24 protein-coding genes are annotated in these 23,086 nt (G+C 34.7%); 10 read left to right on the top strand and 14 right to left on the bottom strand.

The features are described from left to right. Positions 1-36: 36 nt before the first annotated feature. Together ACI6PB_RS08885 and ACI6PB_RS08880 are read right to left on the bottom strand one after the other, a co-directional pair. The gene (locus ACI6PB_RS08885; protein WP_404327976.1) at positions 37-411 is read right to left on the bottom strand and encodes a GNAT family N-acetyltransferase; all 375 of its coding nucleotides are present in this window, start codon (positions 409-411) and stop codon (positions 37-39) included. Positions 412-538: 127 nt separating this feature from the next. Then, positions 539-1,561, bottom strand: coding sequence for an SLAP domain-containing protein (locus ACI6PB_RS08880; protein WP_404327321.1), 1,023 nt, complete (start codon positions 1,559-1,561; stop codon positions 539-541). 354 nt (positions 1,562-1,915) lie between these two features. Here ACI6PB_RS08880 and ACI6PB_RS08875 point away from each other — a divergent pair, with 354 nt between their 5' ends. After that, complete coding sequence (locus tag ACI6PB_RS08875) at positions 1,916-3,280, top strand: NCS2 family permease (RefSeq protein WP_404280433.1); 1,365 nt, start codon at positions 1,916-1,918, stop codon at positions 3,278-3,280. Positions 3,281-3,421: 141 nt separating this feature from the next. Here ACI6PB_RS08875 and ACI6PB_RS08870 read toward each other — a convergent pair whose 3' ends face one another. The 4 genes from ACI6PB_RS08870 to ACI6PB_RS08855 all read right to left on the bottom strand — a co-directional run bounded on the left by ACI6PB_RS08870 (position 3,422) and on the right by ACI6PB_RS08855 (position 7,790). Beyond that, complete coding sequence (locus ACI6PB_RS08870) at positions 3,422-4,717, bottom strand: glycoside hydrolase family 73 protein (protein ID WP_404327320.1); 1,296 nt, start codon at positions 4,715-4,717, stop codon at positions 3,422-3,424. 141 nt (positions 4,718-4,858) lie between these two features. Beyond that, positions 4,859-6,463 (bottom strand): IS1182 family transposase, encoded by a 1,605-nt coding sequence (locus ACI6PB_RS08865; protein WP_025086411.1) that lies wholly within the window; start codon positions 6,461-6,463, stop codon positions 4,859-4,861. 156 nt (positions 6,464-6,619) lie between these two features. Continuing rightward, positions 6,620-6,901 (bottom strand): LytTR family DNA-binding domain-containing protein, encoded by a 282-nt coding sequence (locus ACI6PB_RS08860; protein WP_404327975.1) that lies wholly within the window; start codon positions 6,899-6,901, stop codon positions 6,620-6,622. Positions 6,902-6,989: 88 nt separating this feature from the next. Then, positions 6,990-7,790 carry an IS30 family transposase gene (locus ACI6PB_RS08855; RefSeq protein ID WP_404327319.1) on the bottom strand — a complete coding sequence of 267 codons (801 nt, stop codon included), beginning with the start codon at positions 7,788-7,790 and terminating at the stop codon, positions 6,990-6,992. A gap of 17 nt (positions 7,791-7,807) precedes the next feature. Here ACI6PB_RS08855 and ACI6PB_RS08850 point away from each other — a divergent pair, with 17 nt between their 5' ends. From ACI6PB_RS08850 to ACI6PB_RS08840, 3 genes are all read left to right on the top strand, one after another. After that, a complete protein-coding gene (locus tag ACI6PB_RS08850; protein ID WP_002816285.1) occupies positions 7,808-8,059 on the top strand; it encodes an IS3 family transposase in 252 nt (83 codons plus the stop codon). A gap of 5 nt (positions 8,060-8,064) precedes the next feature. Beyond that, positions 8,065-8,955, top strand: coding sequence for an IS3 family transposase (locus ACI6PB_RS08845; protein WP_309511209.1), 891 nt, complete (start codon positions 8,065-8,067; stop codon positions 8,953-8,955). Between the two features lie 659 nt (positions 8,956-9,614). Further along, a complete protein-coding gene (locus ACI6PB_RS08840) occupies positions 9,615-10,451 on the top strand; it encodes a helix-turn-helix transcriptional regulator (protein WP_025085154.1) in 837 nt (278 codons plus the stop codon). A 37-nt stretch (positions 10,452-10,488) separates the two neighbouring features. Here the strand turns inward: ACI6PB_RS08840 and ACI6PB_RS08835 are convergent, their stop codons facing one another. Next, positions 10,489-11,514: an SLAP domain-containing protein gene (locus tag ACI6PB_RS08835; protein WP_025085155.1), complete on the bottom strand. Its 1,026-nt coding sequence runs from the start codon at positions 11,512-11,514 to the stop codon at positions 10,489-10,491. Positions 11,515-11,686: 172 nt separating this feature from the next. After that, positions 11,687-12,067 carry a DUF4430 domain-containing protein gene (locus tag ACI6PB_RS08830; RefSeq protein ID WP_051564168.1) on the bottom strand — a complete coding sequence of 127 codons (381 nt, stop codon included), beginning with the start codon at positions 12,065-12,067 and terminating at the stop codon, positions 11,687-11,689. Between the two features lie 116 nt (positions 12,068-12,183). On the opposite strand from ACI6PB_RS08830, the gene ACI6PB_RS08825 reads away from it, so the two are divergent. From ACI6PB_RS08825 to ACI6PB_RS08815, 3 genes are read left to right on the top strand one after another with little or no spacing between them, the layout of a single operon-like run. Then, entirely contained in the window at positions 12,184-13,107 is a 924-nt protein-coding gene (locus ACI6PB_RS08825; RefSeq protein ID WP_404327318.1) for an energy-coupling factor transporter transmembrane component T, read from the top strand. Further along, a complete protein-coding gene (locus ACI6PB_RS08820) occupies positions 13,041-14,645 on the top strand; it encodes an ABC transporter ATP-binding protein (RefSeq protein ID WP_404327317.1) in 1,605 nt (534 codons plus the stop codon). The genes ACI6PB_RS08825 and ACI6PB_RS08820 overlap by 67 nt, the downstream gene beginning before the upstream one ends. Beyond that, the gene (locus ACI6PB_RS08815; RefSeq protein WP_056955978.1) at positions 14,635-15,312 is read left to right on the top strand and encodes an ECF transporter S component; all 678 of its coding nucleotides are present in this window, start codon (positions 14,635-14,637) and stop codon (positions 15,310-15,312) included. Before ACI6PB_RS08820 ends, ACI6PB_RS08815 begins: the two co-directional genes overlap by 11 nt. A 248-nt stretch (positions 15,313-15,560) precedes the next feature. Here the strand turns inward: ACI6PB_RS08815 and ACI6PB_RS08810 are convergent, their stop codons facing one another. Further along, on the bottom strand, positions 15,561-16,280 hold the full coding sequence (locus ACI6PB_RS08810) for an MIP/aquaporin family protein (protein ID WP_309510798.1): 720 nt from the start codon (positions 16,278-16,280) through the stop codon (positions 15,561-15,563). Positions 16,281-16,430: 150 nt separating this feature from the next. Between ACI6PB_RS08810 and ACI6PB_RS08805 the strand changes: the two genes are divergently transcribed. Together ACI6PB_RS08805 and ACI6PB_RS08800 are read left to right on the top strand one after the other, a co-directional pair. Then, on the top strand, positions 16,431-17,000 hold the full coding sequence (locus tag ACI6PB_RS08805) for a cob(I)yrinic acid a,c-diamide adenosyltransferase (protein ID WP_025085160.1): 570 nt from the start codon (positions 16,431-16,433) through the stop codon (positions 16,998-17,000). A gap of 99 nt (positions 17,001-17,099) precedes the next feature. Next, entirely contained in the window at positions 17,100-17,708 is a 609-nt protein-coding gene (locus tag ACI6PB_RS08800) for a sugar O-acetyltransferase (protein WP_404327974.1), read from the top strand. Positions 17,709-17,937: 229 nt separating this feature from the next. On the opposite strand, the gene ACI6PB_RS08795 is transcribed toward ACI6PB_RS08800, so the two are convergent. The 4 genes from ACI6PB_RS08795 to ACI6PB_RS08780 form a co-directional block, all read right to left on the bottom strand. Further along, positions 17,938-18,732, bottom strand: coding sequence for a Cof-type HAD-IIB family hydrolase (locus ACI6PB_RS08795; RefSeq protein ID WP_404327316.1), 795 nt, complete (start codon positions 18,730-18,732; stop codon positions 17,938-17,940). A 2-nt stretch (positions 18,733-18,734) separates the two neighbouring features. Further along, positions 18,735-19,589, bottom strand: coding sequence for a helix-turn-helix domain-containing protein (locus ACI6PB_RS08790; RefSeq protein WP_404277935.1), 855 nt, complete (start codon positions 19,587-19,589; stop codon positions 18,735-18,737). Continuing rightward, positions 19,589-20,398, bottom strand: coding sequence for a Cof-type HAD-IIB family hydrolase (locus ACI6PB_RS08785; RefSeq protein ID WP_309510800.1), 810 nt, complete (start codon positions 20,396-20,398; stop codon positions 19,589-19,591). The genes ACI6PB_RS08790 and ACI6PB_RS08785 overlap by 1 nt, the downstream gene beginning before the upstream one ends. 66 nt (positions 20,399-20,464) lie before the next feature. Then, on the bottom strand, positions 20,465-21,439 hold the full coding sequence (locus ACI6PB_RS08780; protein WP_025085164.1) for an ROK family protein: 975 nt from the start codon (positions 21,437-21,439) through the stop codon (positions 20,465-20,467). Between the two features lie 152 nt (positions 21,440-21,591). On the opposite strand from ACI6PB_RS08780, the gene ACI6PB_RS08775 reads away from it, so the two are divergent. Continuing rightward, positions 21,592-22,635, top strand: coding sequence for an alpha/beta hydrolase fold domain-containing protein (locus ACI6PB_RS08775; protein WP_404277929.1), 1,044 nt, complete (start codon positions 21,592-21,594; stop codon positions 22,633-22,635). A 61-nt stretch (positions 22,636-22,696) separates the two neighbouring features. On the opposite strand, the gene ACI6PB_RS08770 is transcribed toward ACI6PB_RS08775, so the two are convergent. After that, a complete protein-coding gene (locus ACI6PB_RS08770) occupies positions 22,697-22,900 on the bottom strand; it encodes a hypothetical protein (RefSeq protein ID WP_404277927.1) in 204 nt (67 codons plus the stop codon). Between the last annotated feature and the right edge of the window lie 186 nt (positions 22,901-23,086).

The following is a 23,086-nucleotide window of genomic DNA, read 5'->3' as shown; positions in this document are numbered from 1 at the left end:
ATAAAAAACGCCTCCAAATTAAGGAGACGTTTATAGCTAATTGAATCGGCGATCCATAACAAAAGCTCGACCATATTCAGATGGTTTAACTTCTTGAAATTTCAGTGATTGATAAAAGGCTAATGTTTTATCTTCAGGATCAGTAATCAAAACTGTCTGTCCAATATCTTGATATTTTTCTAAGAATCTCTTAACTAAATCAGTCCCAATGTGTTGACCTTGATAAGTGGAATTGACCAAAATATCTTGAACATAAAGAATGGTTTTACCATCAGTGATACCACGGCATAAGCCGATTAGTTTTTTGTTTTCAGTGACCCAAAGAACAACAGAATTATTAAGAGCCTCGATTGTTGTCTGTGGTTGTTGGACATATGCTAACCAACCAACACTTTGATAGAGGTCAAGGATTTGTTTAGAATCAATAAAATTTGGTTTTTGAAATGTGTAATCTTATCATCATAATTCGTCCTTTTATTTAAAATCTGACGTGATAGATTAATTACGACGTTTCGTCACTTTAATCATCCCATTTCAATTATTTAAAGAGATTAATTGCAAAATAAGGTTCATAAGCAGATGAGTTAGCTAGTTCTTCTTGTAAGACATTGTCAGTAAAGATTGAGCTACCTAGTGGAATCCATTCGTTGTTTGAAACTTTAGCAAAGAAGTAACCAGCACTATTTTCAACAGTAGCATTGACTTTCCAAGCTGATCCGGCTGGAAGTGTTCTCGTCATTGAATTGCTTGAAGTATCATAAAGTTGAACTGGTTTAGCCAAAGTAACTGTAGCAGTTCCCCTACTGAATACAGAAGTATTCTTATCTTCGGTAGCTAAGACCCATTCGTTAGTAGCAACTTGATAATATTGATGTCCGTTAATTGTCTTTTCTTGAGCAACTTTCCATGAAGAACCCTTTGGTAAACTTGTTCCTAGACTAACACCATTACCATTGTATAGAGTAGCGTTTGTACGTAATGTAATTGGTTGATGTGCTGTTGGTGTAGTTACAACGGTGTGGCTGTCATTGTTTACTGAAGATGCAACATTGAAGTCTAGTGCTTTGACCCATTCGTTAGTTGCGACACGGTAGTATGGGTATGTATTAAAGAATCTAGTTTGATCAACTTTCCAAGATGAGCCTGCAGGTAAAGTTACACCTGTGGCAGTACCATTATTATTAACAATAGTAGCGGCTTTACTACCAACGGTTTCAACACGGTTGATGTAAGAAATTTGATTATTGATTGGATTGAGTAACTTTCCATTTTGTGTGATATCCATAGAGCTGGCATCAACATATTCGTTGGTTGCTACTTCATAGTAAGGATTACCTCCGATAGTAATTCTTTGACCAAGTTTCCATGAAGTAAAGTTACCAAAGGCAGCACCATTGATAAAGTGACCATTACCATCGACGGCAACAGCACCTCCACGTCTGATGGTACCAATCAATTGAGTATCGGCGTGAACAATTTGTGTAGTTGGTAATGTATTTAAAGCAGCAGGAGCAAGTAAAATAGCAAGAGTAGAAGCTAAAACAATTTTTTTCTTATTCATAATTAATCTCCCTATAATTAATGTATTATCCAATTACAAATTACCACTAGGATATTTTTTTAACTCAATAAATAGGCATGTTAATAAAAACTTAATCGTTCGGTAAAATACGTATTAGACATTCATATATCTATGATATAGTTCATAAAATTTGTACTTTGAGTTTAATTGATAATATTAAGAAAAATTGTCTTTAATATGTTTATCAATAGTATAAATAAATAAAATTATTACTGAATACGAACAATATTGATGAAAAACTATATAAAAGTTTTTATTTAGCTTGAAAAAGTGCTTAAAATCTGTAATACTATATGAGTTCTCAAAAGTTTATTATTTTACAAGGGGCGAATTATATTGAATTCATTAGATAATAGGGGAAACTTGAGCTTGCTTGAGCGCTTGTTTCACTTGGAAGAAGCCAAGACGAACGTTAGACGAGAGATTTTAGCCGGTTTAACTACTTTCGTTTCAATGGCTTATATTTTGTTTGTTAATCCTCAGGTTTTGGGAGACTCAGGGATGAACAAAGGATCACTATTCACAGCTACTGCATTAACCGCTGTAGTTGGTTCAGTTTTAATGGGAATTTTGGCTAATTATCCGATTGCCATTGCCCCAGGTTTAGGTGATAATGCCTTCTTTAGTTATTCAGTTGTTATTGCGATGGGTATTCCTTGGCAAACAGCGATGGCTGGGGTATTCGTTGCCAGTTTGATTTTCTTAGTACTTTCATTGATGAAGATTCGTGAAGTGGTTATCAACGCAATTCCTAAGGATTTGAAGTTGGCGGTTGCATCCGGTTTAGGTATTTTCATTGCCTTCGTTGGTTTACAAGGTGGGGGATTGATTACAGCAAGTAAAGATTCACTTGTTGCGATTGGATCATTTACTAATCCAACTACATTACTAACGATTGCCGGATTATTAGTTACAGCAATTTTAATGGCGCGTAAAGTTCCAGGATCAATTTTTATCGGAATGGTCTTCACAACAGTTGCTGGTTTAGTAACAAAACTAATTCCAGCACCAGCACATATTATTTCAGGAATACCTAGTTTGAAGCCAACCTTTGGTGTTGGTGTGGCACATATTGTTGATATCAAGGAACCTCAATTGTGGGCCGTTGTTATTATCTTCCTATTAGTAGCTTTCTTTGATACTGCTGGTACTTTGATTGGATTAGCTGAACAAGTTGATGTCATGCAAGACAAAGATGGTAAAATGCCAAGAATTGGTCATGCTTTGATGGCCGATTCTATCTCAATGGTCAGTGGTGCCGTCTTTGGAACAACTCCTCCAACAGCTTATGTTGAATCATCAGCCGGTATTGCCGTGGGTGGTAGAACTGGGTTAACATCAATTACCGTCGGAGTATTGTTCGCATTATCAATGTTCTTCTCACCATTATTGTCAGTTGTAACAGGTAACGTTACAGCGCCAGTACTAATCATCGTTGGTACTTTGATGGCACAATCAATGCGTGGAATTCAATGGGATAGATTCGAAATTGCGCTACCAGCATTCTTAACAATCGTTGGTATGCCACTAACATATAATATTTCATACGGAATTGCTTTCGGATTCCTAGTTTATCCAATTACAATGTTAGCTGCAGGTAAGAGAAAAGAAATTAATCCAATTATGTACGGATTGTTCGTAGTCTTCGTTATCTTGCTATACATTATTAATATTTTGCCGAAAGCTAGTTTGGCTTAATCAAAAAATCCAATTGTCTCTATTATTATATAGAAGCAATTGGACTTTTTTACGTATAAATTTATATCCAAAATATATAAACACAAAAAAGCTCGTGAGAATTATTATTCTTCACGAGTATTTTTGTATACTTAATAAATATTATTTTTCGTTACCAAATTGTGTATATTCCTTTGGAACATATTCATCAGTGGCAACTCTATACATGACTTGACCATTAATTGTAGCAGCACCATCTGTAGCCCAAGAAGTTCCAGTCTTAAATGTAGAATTACTACCAGAAATTGGTGAACCATTTAGGTGGTATCCCATTACTCCGTAACCAGAGTTGTAATTGATTGTAACAACACCGTTTGCACCAACAGTTGTGTCCTTAATAGGAACGTATTCGTTTGTGGCAACTTCAAACATTTCTTGATTGTTGATAACTTTAGTACCAGCAGTCTTCCATTTACTACCATTTGTAAATACACCATTAGATCCGCTTACAGCATTCCCATTTGAGTTATATGCAAAGACACCAGGGTTTTGAACAGTCTTAATAGTAATAACTGAAACATCTACGGCCTTATGAGGGTAATCTGATTCGTTAAAGGCTTCTTTATCCCAATTTGTTAAACCATCAGAAACGATAATGTTGTTTAAGGCAGAAGCATAGTTAGTTGCAGTGGCATAGCCATCAGCTTTTACTCTTGCTGTAGCAACAGTATAATCTTTAACACCAACCAAATTTCTGTATCTTGCAGATGTACCTAATAATGCATTATGGTCTTCAATACTTTCCTTAAATGATGGGTAAATACGGAATGTTGCTGTTATGTAGTAAGTATTACCGTAAGAATCTTGTTCAGCGGTTCTCCAAGCCTTACCAGGAGTTCCTTTGATACCAAATAGGTTGTTGAAAGGTGCTCTTGAAAGTGCACTAGTACCATTACCTGATTCCAAAACAGCTTGAGCAGCAGTTAGTGAAGGAAGAATCTTATATTTTGTCCAACCTTCAATTGCTCCAGCCTTTATTTGAGATAGAAAGTTTGAATCTGCTAATGAAGGAAGTACCCATGAATTTAGATTGAAACCTGCATTGTAGTATCCAGGTCCAAGTTGGTTATTAGTAGAAACAGCGTCTTTGTTAGCTACCTTATCTGAATCTTTATCACTATCAGCCTTGTTTGTGTCAGTAGTGGTTTTATCAGATTTTACAGAAGTATCTGAAGAAGTATTATCAGATGAATTGTCATCAGAAACATTCTTTTGAACTACGTAAGATGTAGTGCTTTCCTTTTTACTACTGTCATCGGCAACGGCAGTAGTTTTTTGAGTATCATTATTATTCACATTTCCTGATGTTGCGGCACTGACAGCTGTAGAAGTAACTGTAGAGCTTAGTGCTAATCCGACCAAAGCAATAGAACTGTATAATTTTACTTTTTTATACATTGTTATAAATCCCCTTACAAATTTATTTATAAGAAGTATATTACTACAAAGAATATTATAATAAAATAGTATTTTTAAAATATTTTAAAAGTATTTTAAAAGATAACAAAAAAGAGGCTGTGACAAAACAGTCTCTTTATCTTAAAAGTTCGATGCGAATTTGAAAAAATTCCACATCGAACTTTTTTGTTCTCTAAAAATACAAATAAAAAATGACATTGATACCAGTTTCCTGATATTCAATGCCATTACTACGATCATCATTTCTTTTTTAACTTTATTCAATCCTTTAACATGGAATCTTTTGAAACCTAAACAAGCCTTCATATTTCCGAAGACTGGTTCCACGTCATTTTTTCTACGTGCATAAATATCAGCATATTGGGGAATCGAAAGTTTACTTCTCATGCTAGCTTTAAAATATTCCAATGAAGGATTGATGTATATTCTTTTACGATTCCCACCAGGCGTGAACGCCTGAGGAATCCTATTGTGATCATCATCAAATATCTCGGAAATATATTCTTTAAAGTAACGTTTAAATCCATATTTATCAGTTCTTATTCGATATGCATTAAAACTGAAACGGACACCTTGAGGATTTATATAATAATCATCGTCTTCGTAGTAATTCCAATTCATTACCTTCTTTTCATCTGTTTTCCATTTCTTTGAATTCTCTTTGAGCATAGTAGAGTACGGAATAACGTATTTCTTATAGTTATCATCTAAAAATTGATAGTTACTTTCAGAACCATATCCCGCATCGGCGACGATCACGTCGCCAAGCGTATGGTTCTCTTCAAGCTGTTTTATAAATGGTATCAATGTTCTTGTATCAGTTGGATTTTGAAACATTCCAACACCTGTAATGAATTGATTACTAGTGGCTATCTGAACATTGTATGCAGGTTTTAATTGACCATTCAGCATGGGATCTTCCTTGACTCTCATAAATGTTGCGTCTTCATCACTTTTAGCATAACTATTTCTTTTATCGAATTTCTTCATCTGTTTTTCGTGTTCAGATTTTTTATCAATACGGTTATCAAGTTTTCGGGAATATGATTTTAATTTTCGGCGTTCTTGTTTATCAGGATTAGGAGATTTTTTAGGATTAGCTTCTATTCTGGCGTTTAAATCTTCAAGATGTAATTCAAGTTTTATTTGTACTTCCTCTAGAGCATCGTCAGAAAGATCCGAAGGATTTTCGACGATACCTAATCGTACCTCGTTTATTTCGGACAATAAGTTTTGAATTTGAGATTTATTCATATCATCGAATCTGATGGTATTCTTTTTCCAAACGAACGAAAATTTATTGGCATCTGCCAATATTTTCGTACCATCAATAAAGGACACTTCATCAATCAGACCATTTTGTTTTAAAACACTAGTTAAATTCGTCAAGCTATCATCAAGTAAAGTTTCAATCTCATCTGAAATTCTAAATCTACATATGGTTCTATATGAGGGAACTTGATATTGTGTAAGCCATCTAGCAACGATATTTTCTTCAGCAAATTCTTCAATCTTTCTGCTAGTCATTACACTGCGAGAGTACGCAAAAAGTATCAATTTTAGCATTGCACGTAAGTCATATTCTCGCGGCCTCCCGCTAGAATAGACTTTTTCAATATTAAGCGATTCGACAAGATCGTTGATAAATCTAGCTGGATGATTTTCTTTTGGTTTGTAATCTAAAGGAATACTTAATGTCATTTGGTCTATGTTATAATTATTCATGGTTTTTGATCTCCTTTTGGAGTGATAAATTTTGGGAAGATGCGTGCGAGGTATCTTCTCTTTTTTTATATAATGATACAGAAAAAGCTGATGAATGAAATAAGAATCTCATTCATCAGCTTTTATTTTTTGAGACTTATGTCACAGCCTCTCTTGTTATCTTTTAATTAAATTTGGATGTTCTCGAGAAAAATCAACCAATCTTCTTCTTGATATATCGCAAGAGGAACCATCCTTGAAATAGATTTTTCGTTCCTTCTTATTAATAGACTGAGTGTTATTAGGATTGATCAATAAACTTTTATGGGCACGGTAGAAATAAGGTACTTTGTGAGAAATAGCTTTTAAAGTATCGGGAAATTCAATATTCTGATTAACAGCATGAAGAAACACATTGGTTGTATGTTCTAAGGATTCAAAATAATTGATTTGATCAATATCGAAATTATACGAAAATTACAAGAACAAGTTAGCCACTTGTCCAAAAAATAAATACGAAATATATCAGTGCCAGAAAAGTGCATTTCTAAACTCCACAGAAACTAGTGAATAGTTCCCGTGGAGTTTTGTAGTTCAACAACTTTCTAGGCATATCATTGAGCTTTGATTCAATAGAGGATACTAAATCTGGAGCAATAGAATCGAGTGACAGCCCTTTGGGCAAGTCACGACGAATCATTCTATTATGTGCTTCATTGGTTCCTCTTTCTGAGGAAGTATATGGATGTGCAAAATAAACATCTGAAACTCCAGACATAACAGAATCGAGATTAGCAAATTCAGGACCATTATCTGCGGTTATCGAGTTGATAATGTGACCGTAATTATGTTTGATCTCTTCCATAGCGTAATCAACAGAGTCGGCATCTCTACCGTCAATAAGTCGCATTATCTCGAATCTGGATTTACGCTCAATAAGTGTTAAGACTACGCTCTCGTGACCATTTCTCTTACCAACGATAGTATCAATTTCAAAGTCACCAAAATCTTCTCGCAAGTCAACGCTCTCAGGACGTTCCTCGATACTTCTACCCAATAGACGCTTATGTTTCTTCGAAACGTGTAGCTTGGTAGATCTATTCATTTTGTCGGTTAAGTCTATATTACGTATCTCTAAACGTTGTTCATCGATGTACTTATAAAGAGTGGTAGTTGATACCATTTCATCTTTAAAGAATAACCCATCGACACGTGATCTACCTGCGATTATATCTGGAGACCACCCCTGTTTGAACTGTTCTACAAAGTAGCTTAGGAATTGTTTGGATGTAAGCTGATTCCTGAGACAACTTTTAAGAGAGGGTATAATGAATAAATCGTCTCTCAAAAGGAAGGAATTTTTACATGCCAACTCGTTACGACAAAGAATTCAAACAAAACATCATCAACCTATATAAGCAAGGCGAATCAGCTGCCCAACTGGCCAGAGAATATGGCATTGGCTATTCAACCGTTCATAAGTGGATCCAGGGCCAAGCCAAAACTCAATCCGGTAAATCGCCAGACGAAATTAAAGCGATGGAAAAGCGGCTGGCTTCCCTGTCTGAGGAGAACGAAATCCTAAAAAAAGCCCTGGGCTTCCTTGCGCAGAAGTAACCAATATTTTTGATTACATTCACCAAGAAAGCCATCACCACCAGGTAACTAAGATGTGCCGAATCCTCGGTGTTTCCAGAGCTCAGTATTATCGTTATCGATCCCCAAAGCCTTCAAAACGCCGGGCCGAAGATGCGGACTTAAAACAACGGATTCTGCGGATCTTTGCGGAATTTAAGCAGCGATACGGTGTTATGAAGATCCACCATGAATTGAATCTGGAACTTCAACCACTGCAGCGTCGGTGCAGCCCAAGACGGATTTCCCGGCTCATGAAGGAACTGGATATCCACTCCGTTACCGTCAATAAATGGAAAGCGGCTTCGGCTTCCAAAACCAAGGTTGAACAGCGTCCCAACTTGCTTAAGCAGGATTTCTCGACCACTGGTTTAAATCAAAAATGGACCGCTGATATGACCTATATTCAAACGAAGCGTAATGGCTGGTGTTACTTATCAACCATCATGGATCTGCACTCAAGACGAATTATCGGCTATTCATTCTCAAAAAAGATGGATACTGATTTAGTCTTAAAGACCCTGGAAAGCGCGGTTAAAAATCGAACCATTACTGGGGACCTGATTATCCACACAGACTTAGGATCACAGTACACCAGCGATGATTACAACCAACGGTTAACAGAACTACATATCCGCCACTCTTACAGCCGTAAGGGGTGTCCATACGATAATGCACCAATGGAATCTTTTCATGCTTCCCTCAAAAAGGAATGTGTTTATCCAGTGCCGGTCTTTGAGAATTATGAAACTGCCGCTGCTGTCCTTTTTGAATATGTGCATGCTTTCTACAATAGGAAGAGAATTCATAGTTCACTGGGCTACCAGACCCCCTTACAAGTTGAAATCGCAACACTTGCGAGCCAAATGGCCGCCTGATTTAATGCTTTCCAGGGTTCAAATAAGTTATTAATCACGATTAATGATTTATTTGAGCTGTGGAAGGTAAACGCGGTTCTGAATGTCTCTTAAAACCTGTCTCAAATATTGACTTCAATCCAAGTTGCTAGTAATGAACTATATGAATAGGTACTAAAATCTAATTTAAATACCTGTATAACAAAATAACTTGCTATTCCTTGAGTAATCGTACTTAGAAGAAACGATAGTAGTAGTAAAATGATTTTGATTAAAGGGTTTGTTTTTTGTTTTATTTTTCTAAAAAATAACCAATATGTGAAAGCTATGAGAAATATTGAAGCATTAGAAAAATAAAGATCGATAAAAGTGAATATAAGGCTTAAAGTGAAGGATAAGATTATATTTTTTTTCGTACGCAGATTTGGAATCAACAAGAATATTGATAAATAGATTAATAAAGAATTAGAAAAATCAAGGATTAACCAAGAAGGCGTTGTAAAATGTTCCAATTTGAATTTTCCTCACTTAATTTTAGAATCCTGAATTAATTCCAGGGAGACTGATGACTGGTAAAAATTGTAAAAAGTTAAACATAAAGAAATTACGTTAAAAGGTAAAATATAATTTCAAATGGTACAATTATATTAACTTGTAATAATAATTAGTGAGGTAGAGATGTGTTCTTAGGATCAGTAATTTACGATAAGCGACGTAGTTTGAACCTAACTCAAAGTGACTTGGCTAATGGTTTGTGTAATCAAAATACTATTAGCAAAATGGAAAAGCATAATATGACACCTCAAATGGATGTCTTGATAAAAATCTGTCAGCGTTTGGATCTTTCTTTGAATGATGTTTTTAGTGAATTTTCCAGCGATTCCAAACCTGAACAAACTTTTATTTTGAATGACATCGAAAAAGATGTTCTGTTAGGTAATTTGGATTCGATCGAAGATAAAATTGCTTTAATTCAAGATAAAATTAAGGCTAAGGATCGGGCACAATGTGACTTTATTCTTGGTGTCGTGAAGTTTAATATTGGAAATTATGAATTGAGTTCTTTCCATTTTGATAAAGTTTTACGAGAGACTAAGACTGATGAAGATAATATTTATACTTTGATGTCATATTTATTCAAAGGTAAGATATATTATCGTCAAGAACATTTCGACGAAGCCGATTACTATCTCGGTTTGATTAGTAGTTCTTTGAGAGAGAATCTTAATGTTAATAATGCTAGTGGATTAGAAATAATTTTTCTTGCTAAAATGGTAGGTAAAGCATACTTAAAAATAAAACAATTTGATTTTGCTAAAAGTATTTCCGAACGTGGTTTGAAATTTGCCAATGACAATCACTTGTCCTATTTTTTAGATGAACTGAATTATAATCTTTATTTAGTTTATCAAGCAGGAGACGATAAGGAAAAACAACGATTGTATAAAAACCGAGCTTTCTACTGTGCAGATGTATTAAATAATCATAAGCTTCAAGAAAAAATTGAACATAAATAAAGACAGCCAAAGCGGCTGCCTTATTTTTTTGTAATTATTATTTGAAAAGACTGATAGCAAAGCTTGGTTCATAAGTAGCTGAGTTAGCTAACTCTTGTTGAAGGAGCCCATCATTGAAGACTGATCCGCCTAATGGAATCCATTCATTGTTAGATACTTGAGCAAAATAGTAACCAGCACTATTTTCTACAACGCTAGAAATCTTCCAAGAAGTAGCAGCAGAAAGTGATCTAGTCATCGAATTTGAAGAAGTGTTATATAGTTGAACATTCTTAGCTAAAGTACCAGTGGCAGTACCGTTACTGAAGATAGAAGTGTTTTTATCTTCGGTAGCTAGAATCCATTCGTTTGTAGCTACTTGGTAATATTGATGACCGTTGATAGTTTTTTCTTGAGCTACTTTCCAAGAAGTGTTAGTTGGTAAAGTTCTACCAGTGTTCTGACCTAAGCCATTGTAGATGACTGAATTAGTACGGAGAGTGATGACTTTTTGAGCACTAGTATTAGCAACAGTATTGTTAGTGTTACTTGTACCATTGTAATCAGAAGTGAAGTTTAAAGCTTTGACCCATTCGTTGGTAGCAACACGGTAGTATGGGTAACCATTGATAACTTTGTATTGATCAACTTTCCATGAGGTGCCATTAGGAAGGGTAACACCCAAGCTGTAACCATTGTTGTTGACCACAGTGGCATTATTATCAGTAATAGTTTTAACAGCATTAACATAGGAAACTTCTTTTTGAACTGGGTTGAGTACTTGATTACCATTGCTGATATTCATAGCTGTGGCATCAACATATTGATTGGTTGCGACTTCATAGTAAGGATTACCACCGATAGTAATTCTTTGGCTTAATCTCCATGAAGTGAAATTCCCCAAGTAACCACCACGAACGTAATTACCATTGGCATCAACAGTGGCAGCACCACCACGCCTAACGGTTCCAATTAGTTGGGTATTAGCAGCATGAACGGTTTGATTTGTGGGTAAATTATTAAGGACAGATGGGGCTAATAAAACGGCAAGTGTCGAGGCTAAAACAATTTTCTTTTTATTCATAATTAATTCCTCCGAATATATTATTCAAGTATAAAATAGCACTATTTAATATAATTGAAGAAAACTATTGCTTTTGTTAAGAAAAACTTAACTTAATAAATTACTTATTTATGCAAAAAAATATGAGATAAGGATATTTGATTTATCCTTATCTCATATTTTAATTTAATCATTAACCATTATATTTTGATAATTTGAAAACAACTTTGTCTTTGTTGTGTAATTTCTTTTTGTCAGCTGAAACGTTAACTTGTTTGCCATTAACAGTGAATGTCCAGTAAATTTTCTTCTTGTTATTTTGTTTGTGACCGTCGATAGCTGAGATAAAACCACCTTTGTCAGTAACTTTCCAGCCCTTCTTTAGACCATCGGTAACAGTGGCATTCTTTTTCAATGTGATAGTTTTCTTAGCCAACTGTTTTTTATTTTTCTTCAAAGTATAAGTAACTTTGATGTTCTTAGTAGATTTGGCTTGAACAGTTGTTGCAGTCACTGGAGCAAATACCCCTAGTAACATTAATAATGACAGTAGAAATGCTGTTATTTTTTTCATAATCTTCCTCCTCATTTTGTACAACGATTTCAATTATAACAAATAAAAACTAAATGAATCAAATAGATTTTTTTCGTGAATAAGTTAAAATAGGAATATTGAGAAAGGAGCAGGCAATGATGAATAAGTTGATTTTGAACTTTCAAAAAAGAACTAACAGTGTGACAATTTTCATCTATTTGCTTGGTATTATTCTGATATCGCTGCTCTTTAATAGTCCAATTATTTCTCTGATTAATTTAGTTGCCTTAATCTTTATGGCCATTTTGGTTAGTCGTGAGAAAATAAAAACATATTTTAAGTTTTCTTACGTAATCTTTATTGTGACTTTTATATTTAATTTGATTTTAAATCAGCGTGGTGAGGATGTACTTTGGAATTTCTATTCATTTCAGCTTACACAGGAATCACTTCTTAATGGCATTGTTTTAGGTCTATCTTTTGTAAATTTGTTGTGGGCTTTTTATATTTATAATGCCCTGGTTCGAGTAAAAACAGTCTTTGAGTTGTTATCTAGTCTGTTAAAAAATGTAGCGTTGATTTTTATTTTGACGATTCAATTCATTCCGCGAATCATTCAAATTTACAATGAAACAAAAGCAATTAGAAAGTTTCAAACTACAGACAAAGTGCCACAATCCAAGTTGAAATCGACGATGAATTTAATGGAGATTATTTTGAATAAAGCTATTGCTAGTTTTATGAATGTTTCGGACACATTAATTTTGCGTGGTTTCAATAATCATCAAAAGAGTATTGGTAAAACGGAGTACAGAGGTGCTGATTTCTTATTGTCAGGTTTGATGGTGTCAGGTTTAGTGGCTGATATTGTGATGGCGATTGGCAAAGTTGGTATCATTAATTTAGGTTCAATCGATGTTCAATTGATTTTTACTAATTCAGAAATTATTTTACTTTTAATTAATGTGATTTTGATTTTATTACCAGTTATATTTGGAGGGGTAAATTACTTATGGTGGAAATTTTACATTTCAAAGATTACAGCTTCAAATACAACAACAGTCAGAAAGTATCGTTAAAAGATCTGAATTTCTCTGTCCAAATAGGCGATTTCATTGTGTTGATTGGTGAAACTGGTAGCGGTAAAAGTACCTTATTGAAGCAAATGCTAGCTGATTTAGCTGTTGGAAAAATTTTGTCAGGTGAATTGGTGACTGACTTGTCACTGAACAATAATAATTTTGCCTATGTGTCGCAGTTTGTTGATAATCAAATGGTCATGGAGACACCAAGGGACGAATTGAAGTTTGTTTTAGATAACCAAGGCTGCAATCAAAATGAAATTCAATTGCGGATTACGGAAATTGCCAGTTACTTAGGTATTATTGATTTACTCGATATCAATGAAAAACATCTGTCTGGTGGGCAAAAACAGTTAGTTAATTTAGCTAGTGCTTTAATTTTGAAACCAAAAGTATTATTGCTAGATGAACCGACTTCACAATTAGATCCAATTGCGGCTGAAAAATTATTGCAGATGGTACATAAAATCAACGAAGAATTGAATGTGACAGTATTGTTGGTTGAACATGAGATTGACCGTGCAATCCATTATGCCAACAGACTGTTAGTCATGGAGAAAGGTAGTTTGATTGAGGATGCACCAGTGGATACGGGGTTGCGTGATATCTATCAAAATCCTCACCTCAAAAATTACTTGACCCAAGTTGACCGTTTGATTTTGGAGTTGAACTTGTCTACGGATGAACAATTACCTTTGAGCAATAAGAAAGTTGGACTCCTGATAAATCAGAACAGGGCATCGTTAAAGTGTGTTCCTCGTAAAATTGTGATCGACAATTCCGCTGAAGATATTTTTGAGATCAAGCATCTAAATTTTCGATTTGACTTCAATGGTCCACAGATTATCAACAATATCAGTTTTGAGCTGAAAAGAGGGCAGTCTTATTGTGTTATAGGTCCTAATGGAATGGGAAAGACTACGCTATTAAAAGCGATGACACAACAATTAAAACCCCAATCAGGTAAAATTCTATTTGATGGTCATAAAATCCAAAGTGATTTCTATCAGAAGGTTTTTGTTTTACCGCAGAATCCGGCTATTTTGTTCATGAAGGATACAGTGGCTGAGGAAATTAATTATCAATTGCAGTTAAGCAAGCGTGACACTACTCTTGAAGCAGTGTTAGATAAATTTTCTCTAACTGGTTTAGAAAAGACGAGTCCTTATGATTTGAGCGGCGGGCAACAGGAGTTTTTTGCATTGGCACTAGGCTTCATTAAGAACCCTCAAATATTATTTTTGGATGAACCGACTAAGGGATTAGATCCCAATAAAAAATTAGAGTTGGGGCAGATGTTGAATCGGTTTCAGAATACTGGTGGAACGGTGTTTGTGAATAGTCATGATTTACTATTTGCAGCAAGATTTTTCGAACAAGTAGCAATGATGTTTGATGGAAAAATCAGTCAATTTGCAACACCAACAGCATTTTTTAAAGATAAATTTTTCTATACGACGGAAATAAATAAGGCACTAAGGGAAACTTTTCCATTAGCCTTATCGTGGGAGGATATTAGACAACGTGAATCGTAAATCAATTTCTTTATTAGTTTTAGCAATTTTAGTGCTAGTTTTAATGGCTGTTTTTTCAAGTAAGAATTATTTACTGTTTTCTTTCGGATTTTTGATTTTAACTTTAGGTATTTATTTCTGGAAGTTTGAAAAATCACCGCATACTTCACGGGAGATTGTTTTTATTGCTATTATCTGTGCTTTAGCAGTTGTAGGAAGGATCATCTTTGCAGCTATTCCTGCAGTTAAACCAGAACTATTTATTTTAATTCTAGGAGCTATCGTCAGTGGACCAGAGACTGGCTTTCTGATGGGAACAATTATCGCGTTAACGTCAAATATGTACTTTGGTCAAGGTGCTTGGACACCCTGGCAAATGTTTGCTTTAGGGCTAATTGGATTGGTATCAGGATTGATGTTGAAAAAGGATATCGCGACTTGGAAGTTAGTCCTCTGGGGTTTCTTATCGGGCTTTATCATGGGTTGGATCATGGACATTTATTACATTATTGGTTTTGTGAATCCAATCAGTTGGCAGAGCGTTTTAACTTCTTTAGCGGCAAGTTTTTATTTCGATGTCGTTCATGCCATCTTTACAGCCGTTCTACTATTATTAGTCGGTAAGCGTTGGATCAAGTTGTTTGGTAATTACCAACGAAAGTATGATTTATTTAAGAATAATAACTAATAATTAAAGGTACGAATTTTTTTTGAAGTTAGGGATGAATGTACTTAAATTCTTGCTTCAGACTAAATGGCCTTTTGATTGTTTTCATTGAAATAAATATGTTTTATATGTAACTTTGTAAGATAATTTGTTTTAGTAAGGTAAAAACAGCCTCTATTAAGGGATTCAAGCAAAGTCTTGAATACTTAATGGAGGCTGTTCTTTTTATAATTGAAAGTTGAACATATTCTGTTTTACTTTTAAATATTTTAAGGAATCAATAGATATGCTAAAGCACCGATAGCTCCACCAGCTAGTGGTCCGAGAATTGGTACCCAACTGTAACTCCAATCGGAGTCGCCTTTGTTAGCAATTGGTAGAATTTGATGTGCAATTCTTGGCCCTAGGTCTCTGGCTGGATTAATGGCATAACCAGTGGTCCCACCGAGTGAGAATCCAATAGCAGTGATCAAAAGTCCTACAACAATTGGATTTAATCCTTGTGTGAATTTACCTCTAGTAAAGGCTAGTAAGGCAAAGACTAAGACGAATGTCCCAATAAATTCACTGATAAAGTTCATTGGGTAATTTCTGATAGCTGGACCTGTGGCGAAAACGCCTAAAATAGCTTTAGAATCTTTGGTTTCTTGCCAATGTGGATAATAATTGATCCAGACAATCACAGCTCCGACGATTGCCCCTAAGATTTGAGCAATCATGTAAGGAACGACGTAACCCCAATTGAAGACACCTGCGATAGCCATCCCCAAAGTTACAGCGGGATTTAAATGTGCCGGACTAAGGAAGGCTGAACAATAAATACCTAAAGTTACAGCTAATCCCCAACCAAGAGAAATGGCAACCCAACCGGAACCTTCAGCTTTAGACTTTTTCAAACTGACTGCAGCAACGACGCCGTCACCTAATAGAACTAAAACTAAGGTACCAATGAATTCCCCGAGTAATTGTAATGTTAAACTGTCATGCATAAAACTTACCTCCCATCCATATGATATCGGTTGCATAAATTGATTATACATAGATAAAGTTAAGAAAGCTAAAAATAGTCATCTTTTGGACATTATTTCTTGGTATAGTTGTTAAGAAAGATAATTATTAAGCAAGGAGTTTTATTAAATATGAAAATTTATACACGTACTGGAGATAAAGGTAAGACTAGAATTATTGGTAATGATGTTTTGTACAAGTCAGCCCAAAGAATTGAATCGTACGGAACGATTGATGAATTGAACTCTTTAGTGGGTGTCGTGATTGCTAATTTGTCTGAAAAAAATTTAGTTTTGAAAGATGAATTACAAGAGATTCAGCAATTATTATTTGATTGTGGAACTGATCTGGCCATTTCTGCTAGTGATAAGAAGCATGAATTTATTTTTACAGAGGATAATAAGGCTGTTGATTGGTTAGAAAAGAAAATCGACGATTATTCTGCCAAAGTTCCTGCTATTCAAAAATTCATCTTACCTGGTGGTTCAAGGACAGCTTCTAATTTGCACTTAGCAAGAACTGTGACTAGAAGAGCCGAACGAGAAATCGTTGCCTTGATGCAGGAAGAACCAATCAATGATTATGTGCTTAAATTTATTAATCGTTTATCCGATTATTTCTTTGCTGCGGCTAGGTATAGCAACGTTTTAGATGGAGTAGACGATATTCAATATCGTAATAGTAAACCTGTTTTTAGATAGCATAAGAATTGTACCCATTTACTTTTGTAAATGGGTATTTTTTTGGCAAAAAATTGTTATCCTTGATGTATGAATTTTTAAAGATAGAGGAATATGATGATGAGATCACAAAAAGAAAAAATGTTAGCTGGCGACTTATACATCGCACATGATCCGGAATTAAAAAAAGATTTTTTGAAAGCTAAGAGACTATTAAAGGAGTTCAATCAATCCAATGAGGAACAAGTTCCACGTAGGACTGAGATTTTGCAAGATTTATTCAAGAAAATTGGTGATAAGCCCTATATAACACCACCGTTCTATACAGACTATGGTTGCAATACGACTATTGGAAAGAACTTCTATGCTAACTACGACTTAATTCTTTTAGATATTGCATCAGTAAAGATTGGTGACAATGTTATGTTTGGCCCTCGTGTTGGAGTTTATACAGCTGGTCATCCAATTGATCCCGTAATACGAACAGAAGGATACGAATACGGTAAACCAATTGAGATTGGCGATAACGTTTGGATTGGTGGCAATGTAGTGATTAATCCAAATGTCAAAATAGGTAATAATGTTGTTATTGGTTCTGGCTCAATCGTAACTAAGGATATTCCTGATAATGTAGTAGCAGTTGGTAATCCTTGTAAAGTATTAAGAAAAATCAATGATGAGGATAAAAAATATTGGGAATTAGAGAAACAACGTTATTTTGAAAATTAAACCAAGCAAAAAGCTCAAAACCGTCAGCAAGCGATTTTGAGCTTTTTGTTTGAACCGAATCCGTAAGAAACAGTTTTTCTAAAGTTGTTAAGGATTATACATTATCTATAGGGGAAGGATAATCAAATATTTTCTTATTTGATTATGCTTATACTTTACCGCCGAGATATGAATTAATTATTGAAGAAAATCGATATTTGTTTTAATTAAATGTGAAGAAAAATCGATTTTACAATTCAAAAACAGATTCGAGATGCGCGAGAACACCTTGTTGATTATTGTTAGTTGTCTGATATGGAGCTGTTTCTAAGACAATTTCACTAGCATTTTCCATGGCGACACCGTGACCGACATAGCGTAACATTTCAAGATCATTGCCTCCATCCCCGAAAGCACACATTTCCTCTGGTTTGATATTTAATTTTTGTGATAAATACTCTAAACCAGTAGCCTTGTTAGCTTCGGCTTGGATAATATCGATATCACCGTGACCACTGGAAACGACAGAAACATCTTTGCCAATGCCATTAGCTAGGTGTTCCATATAAGCTTCAGTTTCAGTTAAAGGACAGTTGACTGAGAATTTTAGAATCTCATCGTCAATATTTTCAAAGCTATCAACACTTGTAATACGTGGAAAGTAGAATTTACTGATGTTGTAAAACTGTTCAGTTGCGCTTTTGAGAATATAGGCTGACTTACGACCACAGGCAATGTATTGAATATGATCGATATTCTCCAAGACTTGAATAACTTTCTTAGTTACAGCATCTGGAAAATGCCAAGTCTTAAAAATTTCTTGATAATTACCAACTAGAGCACCATTTTCTGCAACAAAAAGCGTTTCAGGGTAATCTTTAAAGAAATTCTTCAATTGATAATATTGATTACCACTAGCGGAAACAAAATAGATATTATGATCAATCATGTATTGATAAATCTTATCGAATCTCTTAGTGTCAAAATGTTTATTGTCATCTAAGAAGGTAGCATCCATGTCAGTAGCAACTAATTTAATTGTCATAGTTAAATCCTTTCCAGTTCAGCAAAATTTTTACGGTATTGATAAGGAGTCGTGTGCTTCCAATTTTTAAAGTTTCTGATAAATGATTTGGTGCTGTTAAAGCCACTATCAATGGCAATATAGTCGATATTTTGATTAGTGTTGAGTAATTTCTTTTGAGCTGCTAATAAGCGTACAGTCGTGATATATTTATTAATCGGCATTTGAACGGTTTGGTGAAATTGTTGGTTCAAAGTCGTTACTGAGGTGTTCAGCTCATGAGCTAAGACGGCCCCATTTAAATCATCAGCATAATTGTTATTGATTATTTTCAGAGCCTGATCGATTAGACTCTCATTGACAGAGGTGTTGGAAGTGACTTTGTGAGAGAAGTTGTTGATTAAATTGGACATCAATATATAAATTCGACCGGTTAAATCAAGATTGAAAGTATCATCACGAGGTTCTTGCAAAAGTTGAATCATCATCCGCAGTTGTTTTTCTAATTCTTGATAAGCAATCAACTGTTTTAGACAAGTTGGTTTGCCTCTGAGATCAAAATGAATTTGGTCGATATCAGGATAAATTTTTTTGAGAAAGTCATAGTCAATCAAAAGGCAGAAGACAAAGACTGATTTTCTATTAATAAAGTCAGTCTCATGAATATCTCGGGAATTGATAACCCAAATATCACCTTGATGATATTCATTTTCTTGATTATCGTCTTTAACCAGCAAAGTATTTTTAGAAACCATAAATCCTAATTCAATATTACGGTGCCAATGCGAGGGGACACGTTTAGGTGAATTCTCATCATGAAAATAGTATTTGAAAGGTACTTTTGGTGTTGGTTGAACTATTTCGTGCGTAATTTTCATTAAAGGACGTACTTCTTTAATGATTTGGCAATACCATCATTGTCATTAGTATCAGTCACATATTTAGCATGTTCTTTAGCTATATCTGAACCATTGCCCATTGCTACGGCAGAGCCAACGAAGTCAAACATTGGTAAATCGTTCTTTTCATCACCAAAAGCCATTATCTCATCGCTACTCAAATGTAAAATGTCAGCTAGAGTAGTTAAACCTTCACCTTTGTTAACTTCAGGATGCATAATTTCGATGAAATTAGCACCAGCACGCACAACATAGTATTCATCAGCAAATTCATCTTTTACTGCTTGTTCATATTGATCTAAAGTTTCTTTTTCACCAACGATAGCGGCTTTGGCAATTTCGAAGTCGGAAGCTAATTCATCGGGTTCACGAACAAAAATACCAGCACTGTTTTCCCAAGCTTGGGTAACGGCAAAGCGATTAATGTCATGGTTGGAAGTATAGACATTGCTATCATCGTCAAGCACATAATATTGCATTTTGCGGTCTTCAACAAATTTAACGATTCTTCGATAGTCTTTATTGTTAATTATTTTACGGGAAAGGACTTTACCAGCGGCTGTTTCTACAAGTGCACCATTGTAAGTGATGACGTATTGATCATCACCTTGTACACCAAGTTCATCTAAATAGTGGTCAACGCCGGCTAATGGTCTACCGGAACAAAGAACAACTTTGATACCTTTAGCCAAAGCTTCTTTTAAAGCTGATTTAGTAGATTCGGCAATTTGTTGATTGGAAGTTAGTAGTGTATCGTCAACATCTAAAGCAATTAGTTTTATACTCATGAATTTACCCCTTTTTAAACTTGGTTAATTAAGATAAGGATATTGTACCAAAAAAGTTAAGCGGTTTCAATTGCCGCTTAACTTTTTAAAAATAATATTTCGACCAATAGTAGCCAAACCAAGTAAATAGTCATCCTGAAAATTACGATTGAAATCCAATTTATAATTTTGATGTAGTGGGAGATATCGATGGAGTGTTTGAATAATTTGGTTAATTTCTAAATCGGTTAGATTCAATTCATCAATATAGGCAATAAGCAGATTAGGATTGATCAAACTAATAATGTTTCGTAGATGGTCAATAATTTGATTTTTAGGAGATTCCTTTTGATCGACGGTACCATATTGAACTTCTCCAGCTAATCCGTCTGCGCCAGTAATAAGTTGGTCGTTGATGACGATACCGACTCCGGGACCATAGAGCTTGGGAAAATAGATTCCAGCAGCAATATTTTGGCTTTCGTGTAGTGAAGAGGCAGCTCCGAAGATACAAGCATTGATATCGTTAACGATAATAGTATCGATATCAGTTGAGACCTCAATGGCCTTGGATAACTTGATACCACGCAATGCCTTAACATCAATTAGCTGTAAGTAACCATTCAATTCATCGCCAGGGATGCCGACAATTATTTTCTGAGGTTTACTTTCGTCTGTATGCAGTTTAATGAATTCCAAAAGCTGTTCAACTGAAGTTATATTCTCTTCATAATGTGTCTGAGAAATGATTTTTCCTGATAGATCAATAAGAGAGTAATTAGCCTTGATATAATCATGGACTTCGTGGAGTTGTAACGCTCCCAGAGTATAGGCCTGATAATTTATCTGATAAGTTTTGGCCCGGCGGCCTCTGGTATTAGTAAAATCGACGGTAAGAATGTTTTTTAATTCCAATAACTCGATCAGTTTATTGATACTGACGACGCTTAAACCAGTTAATGTTGATAATTGTTTAGCGGAGAGGGACTTATGAATATGCAGTAAATGTAAAATTGACTGTAAATTATGTTCTCGGGCTGAAATTTTGCTATTAGATGTCACTGTGTTCCTCCAGATAGATTGATTTGATAAATCAATATTAATAAAAAGTTTTGTTATAATTTAATGTAAAATATGTTTAAACAGGATATATACTGATTGTAGTATAGATAATACGAATTGACTTAAATAAAAAATAAAGGATGGCTTTTATTATGATGAATAGCGATTATAACGTTGAATTGAGCCGATTGAATCAGATTGAGTCAGTCGATATTCCCCATCTAGAAAATGTCAAAATGATTGTTAAAGATAGGGTAGACGCTCATTCTTATGAACCGATAATTTGGGATCACTTGAAAACCTTGAGTGATGATCCACAATTACCTGATGATTTGACTCAGTTACGTGCTGGAAATCAAAAGGCTGATATAGTTGCTTCCGATTCGACAGTTAGAATTGACGTAGAAATGAGTAATAAGTTAGATCGCAAAGTTAGATATTTGAAAATTTATCGTAATGACAAAAACTTATCAACCGAAAAGGCTTTGATTTATGTGCACGGAGGCGCTTATTATGGAGGTTCCGCTGAGGATACTTTACCATTTTTACGTTTGTTAGCGGCTAAATTCAATGGTTTTATCTATAGTGTGGATTATAGCATTGCACCGGAAAAACCATATCCAGCAGCTATTGAAGATTGTCTTTCAGTATTGATGGATATATGCGATAAGCACCAACAAATTTCTCTAGCTGGAGATTCAGCTGGTGCCTCGATTGCGTTGGGTGTCAGTCAATTAAGCAGTAACATGGGTATTTGCGAAATTTATAAGCACATATTATTTTATCCAACAATAGTTCAAGGCTCAGATTATAATGGTCCACTTTGGAATGATCGTTTGATTCCAATTAATCCGGAACAAAGACAAGCACTTCATAATAACTATACACAATTTAAACGTTTAGATAAGATTATGACAAAATATTATTTGAATGGTGCTAATTATAATCTTTCGGCACCGCTTATTTCACCAATGTATGCAGATCCATTGATTTTTAAAAAAGTTTTGGTAATGACAGGTGAGTTCGATCCATTCAGACTGCAAGATGAAGCCTTTGTTCAAAAGGTTGGTATGGCAGGATGCGAAGCAGGGTATATCCGCTATGGTGGTTTAGCACACGCTTTTTTGAACTATGTAGGCAAGATACCGGCAGTAGAAGATGCTTTGATCGAGTGTGCGGAAGCTTTAAATAGTTAAAAATAGCTCCTATTTAGATAATACGTATTATCTAAATAGGAGCTATTTGCTTTGTGAAAGTTTAGTAAAATGTGAATGTCATAATACCGGCGATACCAATGAATAAAGCAATAACATCGGTGGTCCAGAGGGCATATGCGATAAAAGGTGAAGGATTGGTTATTTCACCTTTTTTTAATTTTTTGAATGTTTTTGTTACAGAACGAAAAGTTATAAGAGAAAGTAAAATTAAAATTACACCTATGACAATAGCCCAAACACCCATGTTAACATCTCCCCAAATGTATTTATAAGTATCGTATCACTTTTATGTAACCGGATACAAAAATGTCTTGAATGTAGCTAATTTATATCATGAGTGGGTATTGATTACTATGTATCACCTAATTTTAAATCATAGAGTTTAAAATCATCTGACATTTACATATATCTGAATATGAAAAAAAGAAAC

It is taken from the genome of Companilactobacillus paralimentarius (assembly GCF_963227125.1).
In the GTDB taxonomy this organism is placed as follows: Bacteria; Bacillota; Bacilli; order Lactobacillales; family Lactobacillaceae; genus Companilactobacillus; species Companilactobacillus paralimentarius.
Note: the sequence above shows the minus strand (reverse complement) of the source record. Positions and strands in the feature narration are given on the sequence as shown.

Coding starts and splice junctions, on each gene's coding strand:
- ACI6PB_RS08800 (WP_404327974.1), top strand. CDS start 17,100: ATGAGATCACAAAAAGAAAAAATGTTAGCTGGCGACTTATACATCGCA.
- ACI6PB_RS08825 (WP_404327318.1), top strand. CDS start 12,184: ATGATGAATAAGTTGATTTTGAACTTTCAAAAAAGAACTAACAGTGTG.
- ACI6PB_RS08880 (WP_404327321.1), bottom strand. CDS start 1,561: ATGAATAAGAAAAAAATTGTTTTAGCTTCTACTCTTGCTATTTTACTT.
- ACI6PB_RS08810 (WP_309510798.1), bottom strand. CDS start 16,280: ATGCATGACAGTTTAACATTACAATTACTCGGGGAATTCATTGGTACC.
- ACI6PB_RS08795 (WP_404327316.1), bottom strand. CDS start 18,732: ATGACAATTAAATTAGTTGCTACTGACATGGATGCTACCTTCTTAGAT.
- ACI6PB_RS08870 (WP_404327320.1), bottom strand. CDS start 4,717: ATGTATAAAAAAGTAAAATTATACAGTTCTATTGCTTTGGTCGGATTA.
- ACI6PB_RS08835 (WP_025085155.1), bottom strand. CDS start 11,514: ATGAATAAAAAGAAAATTGTTTTAGCCTCGACACTTGCCGTTTTATTA.
- ACI6PB_RS08775 (WP_404277929.1), top strand. CDS start 21,592: ATGATGAATAGCGATTATAACGTTGAATTGAGCCGATTGAATCAGATT.
- ACI6PB_RS08785 (WP_309510800.1), bottom strand. CDS start 20,398: ATGAGTATAAAACTAATTGCTTTAGATGTTGACGATACACTACTAACT.
- ACI6PB_RS08850 (WP_002816285.1), top strand. CDS start 7,808: ATGCCAACTCGTTACGACAAAGAATTCAAACAAAACATCATCAACCTA.
- ACI6PB_RS08770 (WP_404277927.1), bottom strand. CDS start 22,900: ATGGGTGTTTGGGCTATTGTCATAGGTGTAATTTTAATTTTACTTTCT.
- ACI6PB_RS08790 (WP_404277935.1), bottom strand. CDS start 19,589: ATGAAAATTACGCACGAAATAGTTCAACCAACACCAAAAGTACCTTTC.
- ACI6PB_RS08820 (WP_404327317.1), top strand. CDS start 13,041: ATGGTGGAAATTTTACATTTCAAAGATTACAGCTTCAAATACAACAAC.
- ACI6PB_RS08805 (WP_025085160.1), top strand. CDS start 16,431: ATGAAAATTTATACACGTACTGGAGATAAAGGTAAGACTAGAATTATT.
- ACI6PB_RS08865 (WP_025086411.1), bottom strand. CDS start 6,463: ATGAATAATTATAACATAGACCAAATGACATTAAGTATTCCTTTAGAT.
- ACI6PB_RS08830 (WP_051564168.1), bottom strand. CDS start 12,067: ATGAAAAAAATAACAGCATTTCTACTGTCATTATTAATGTTACTAGGG.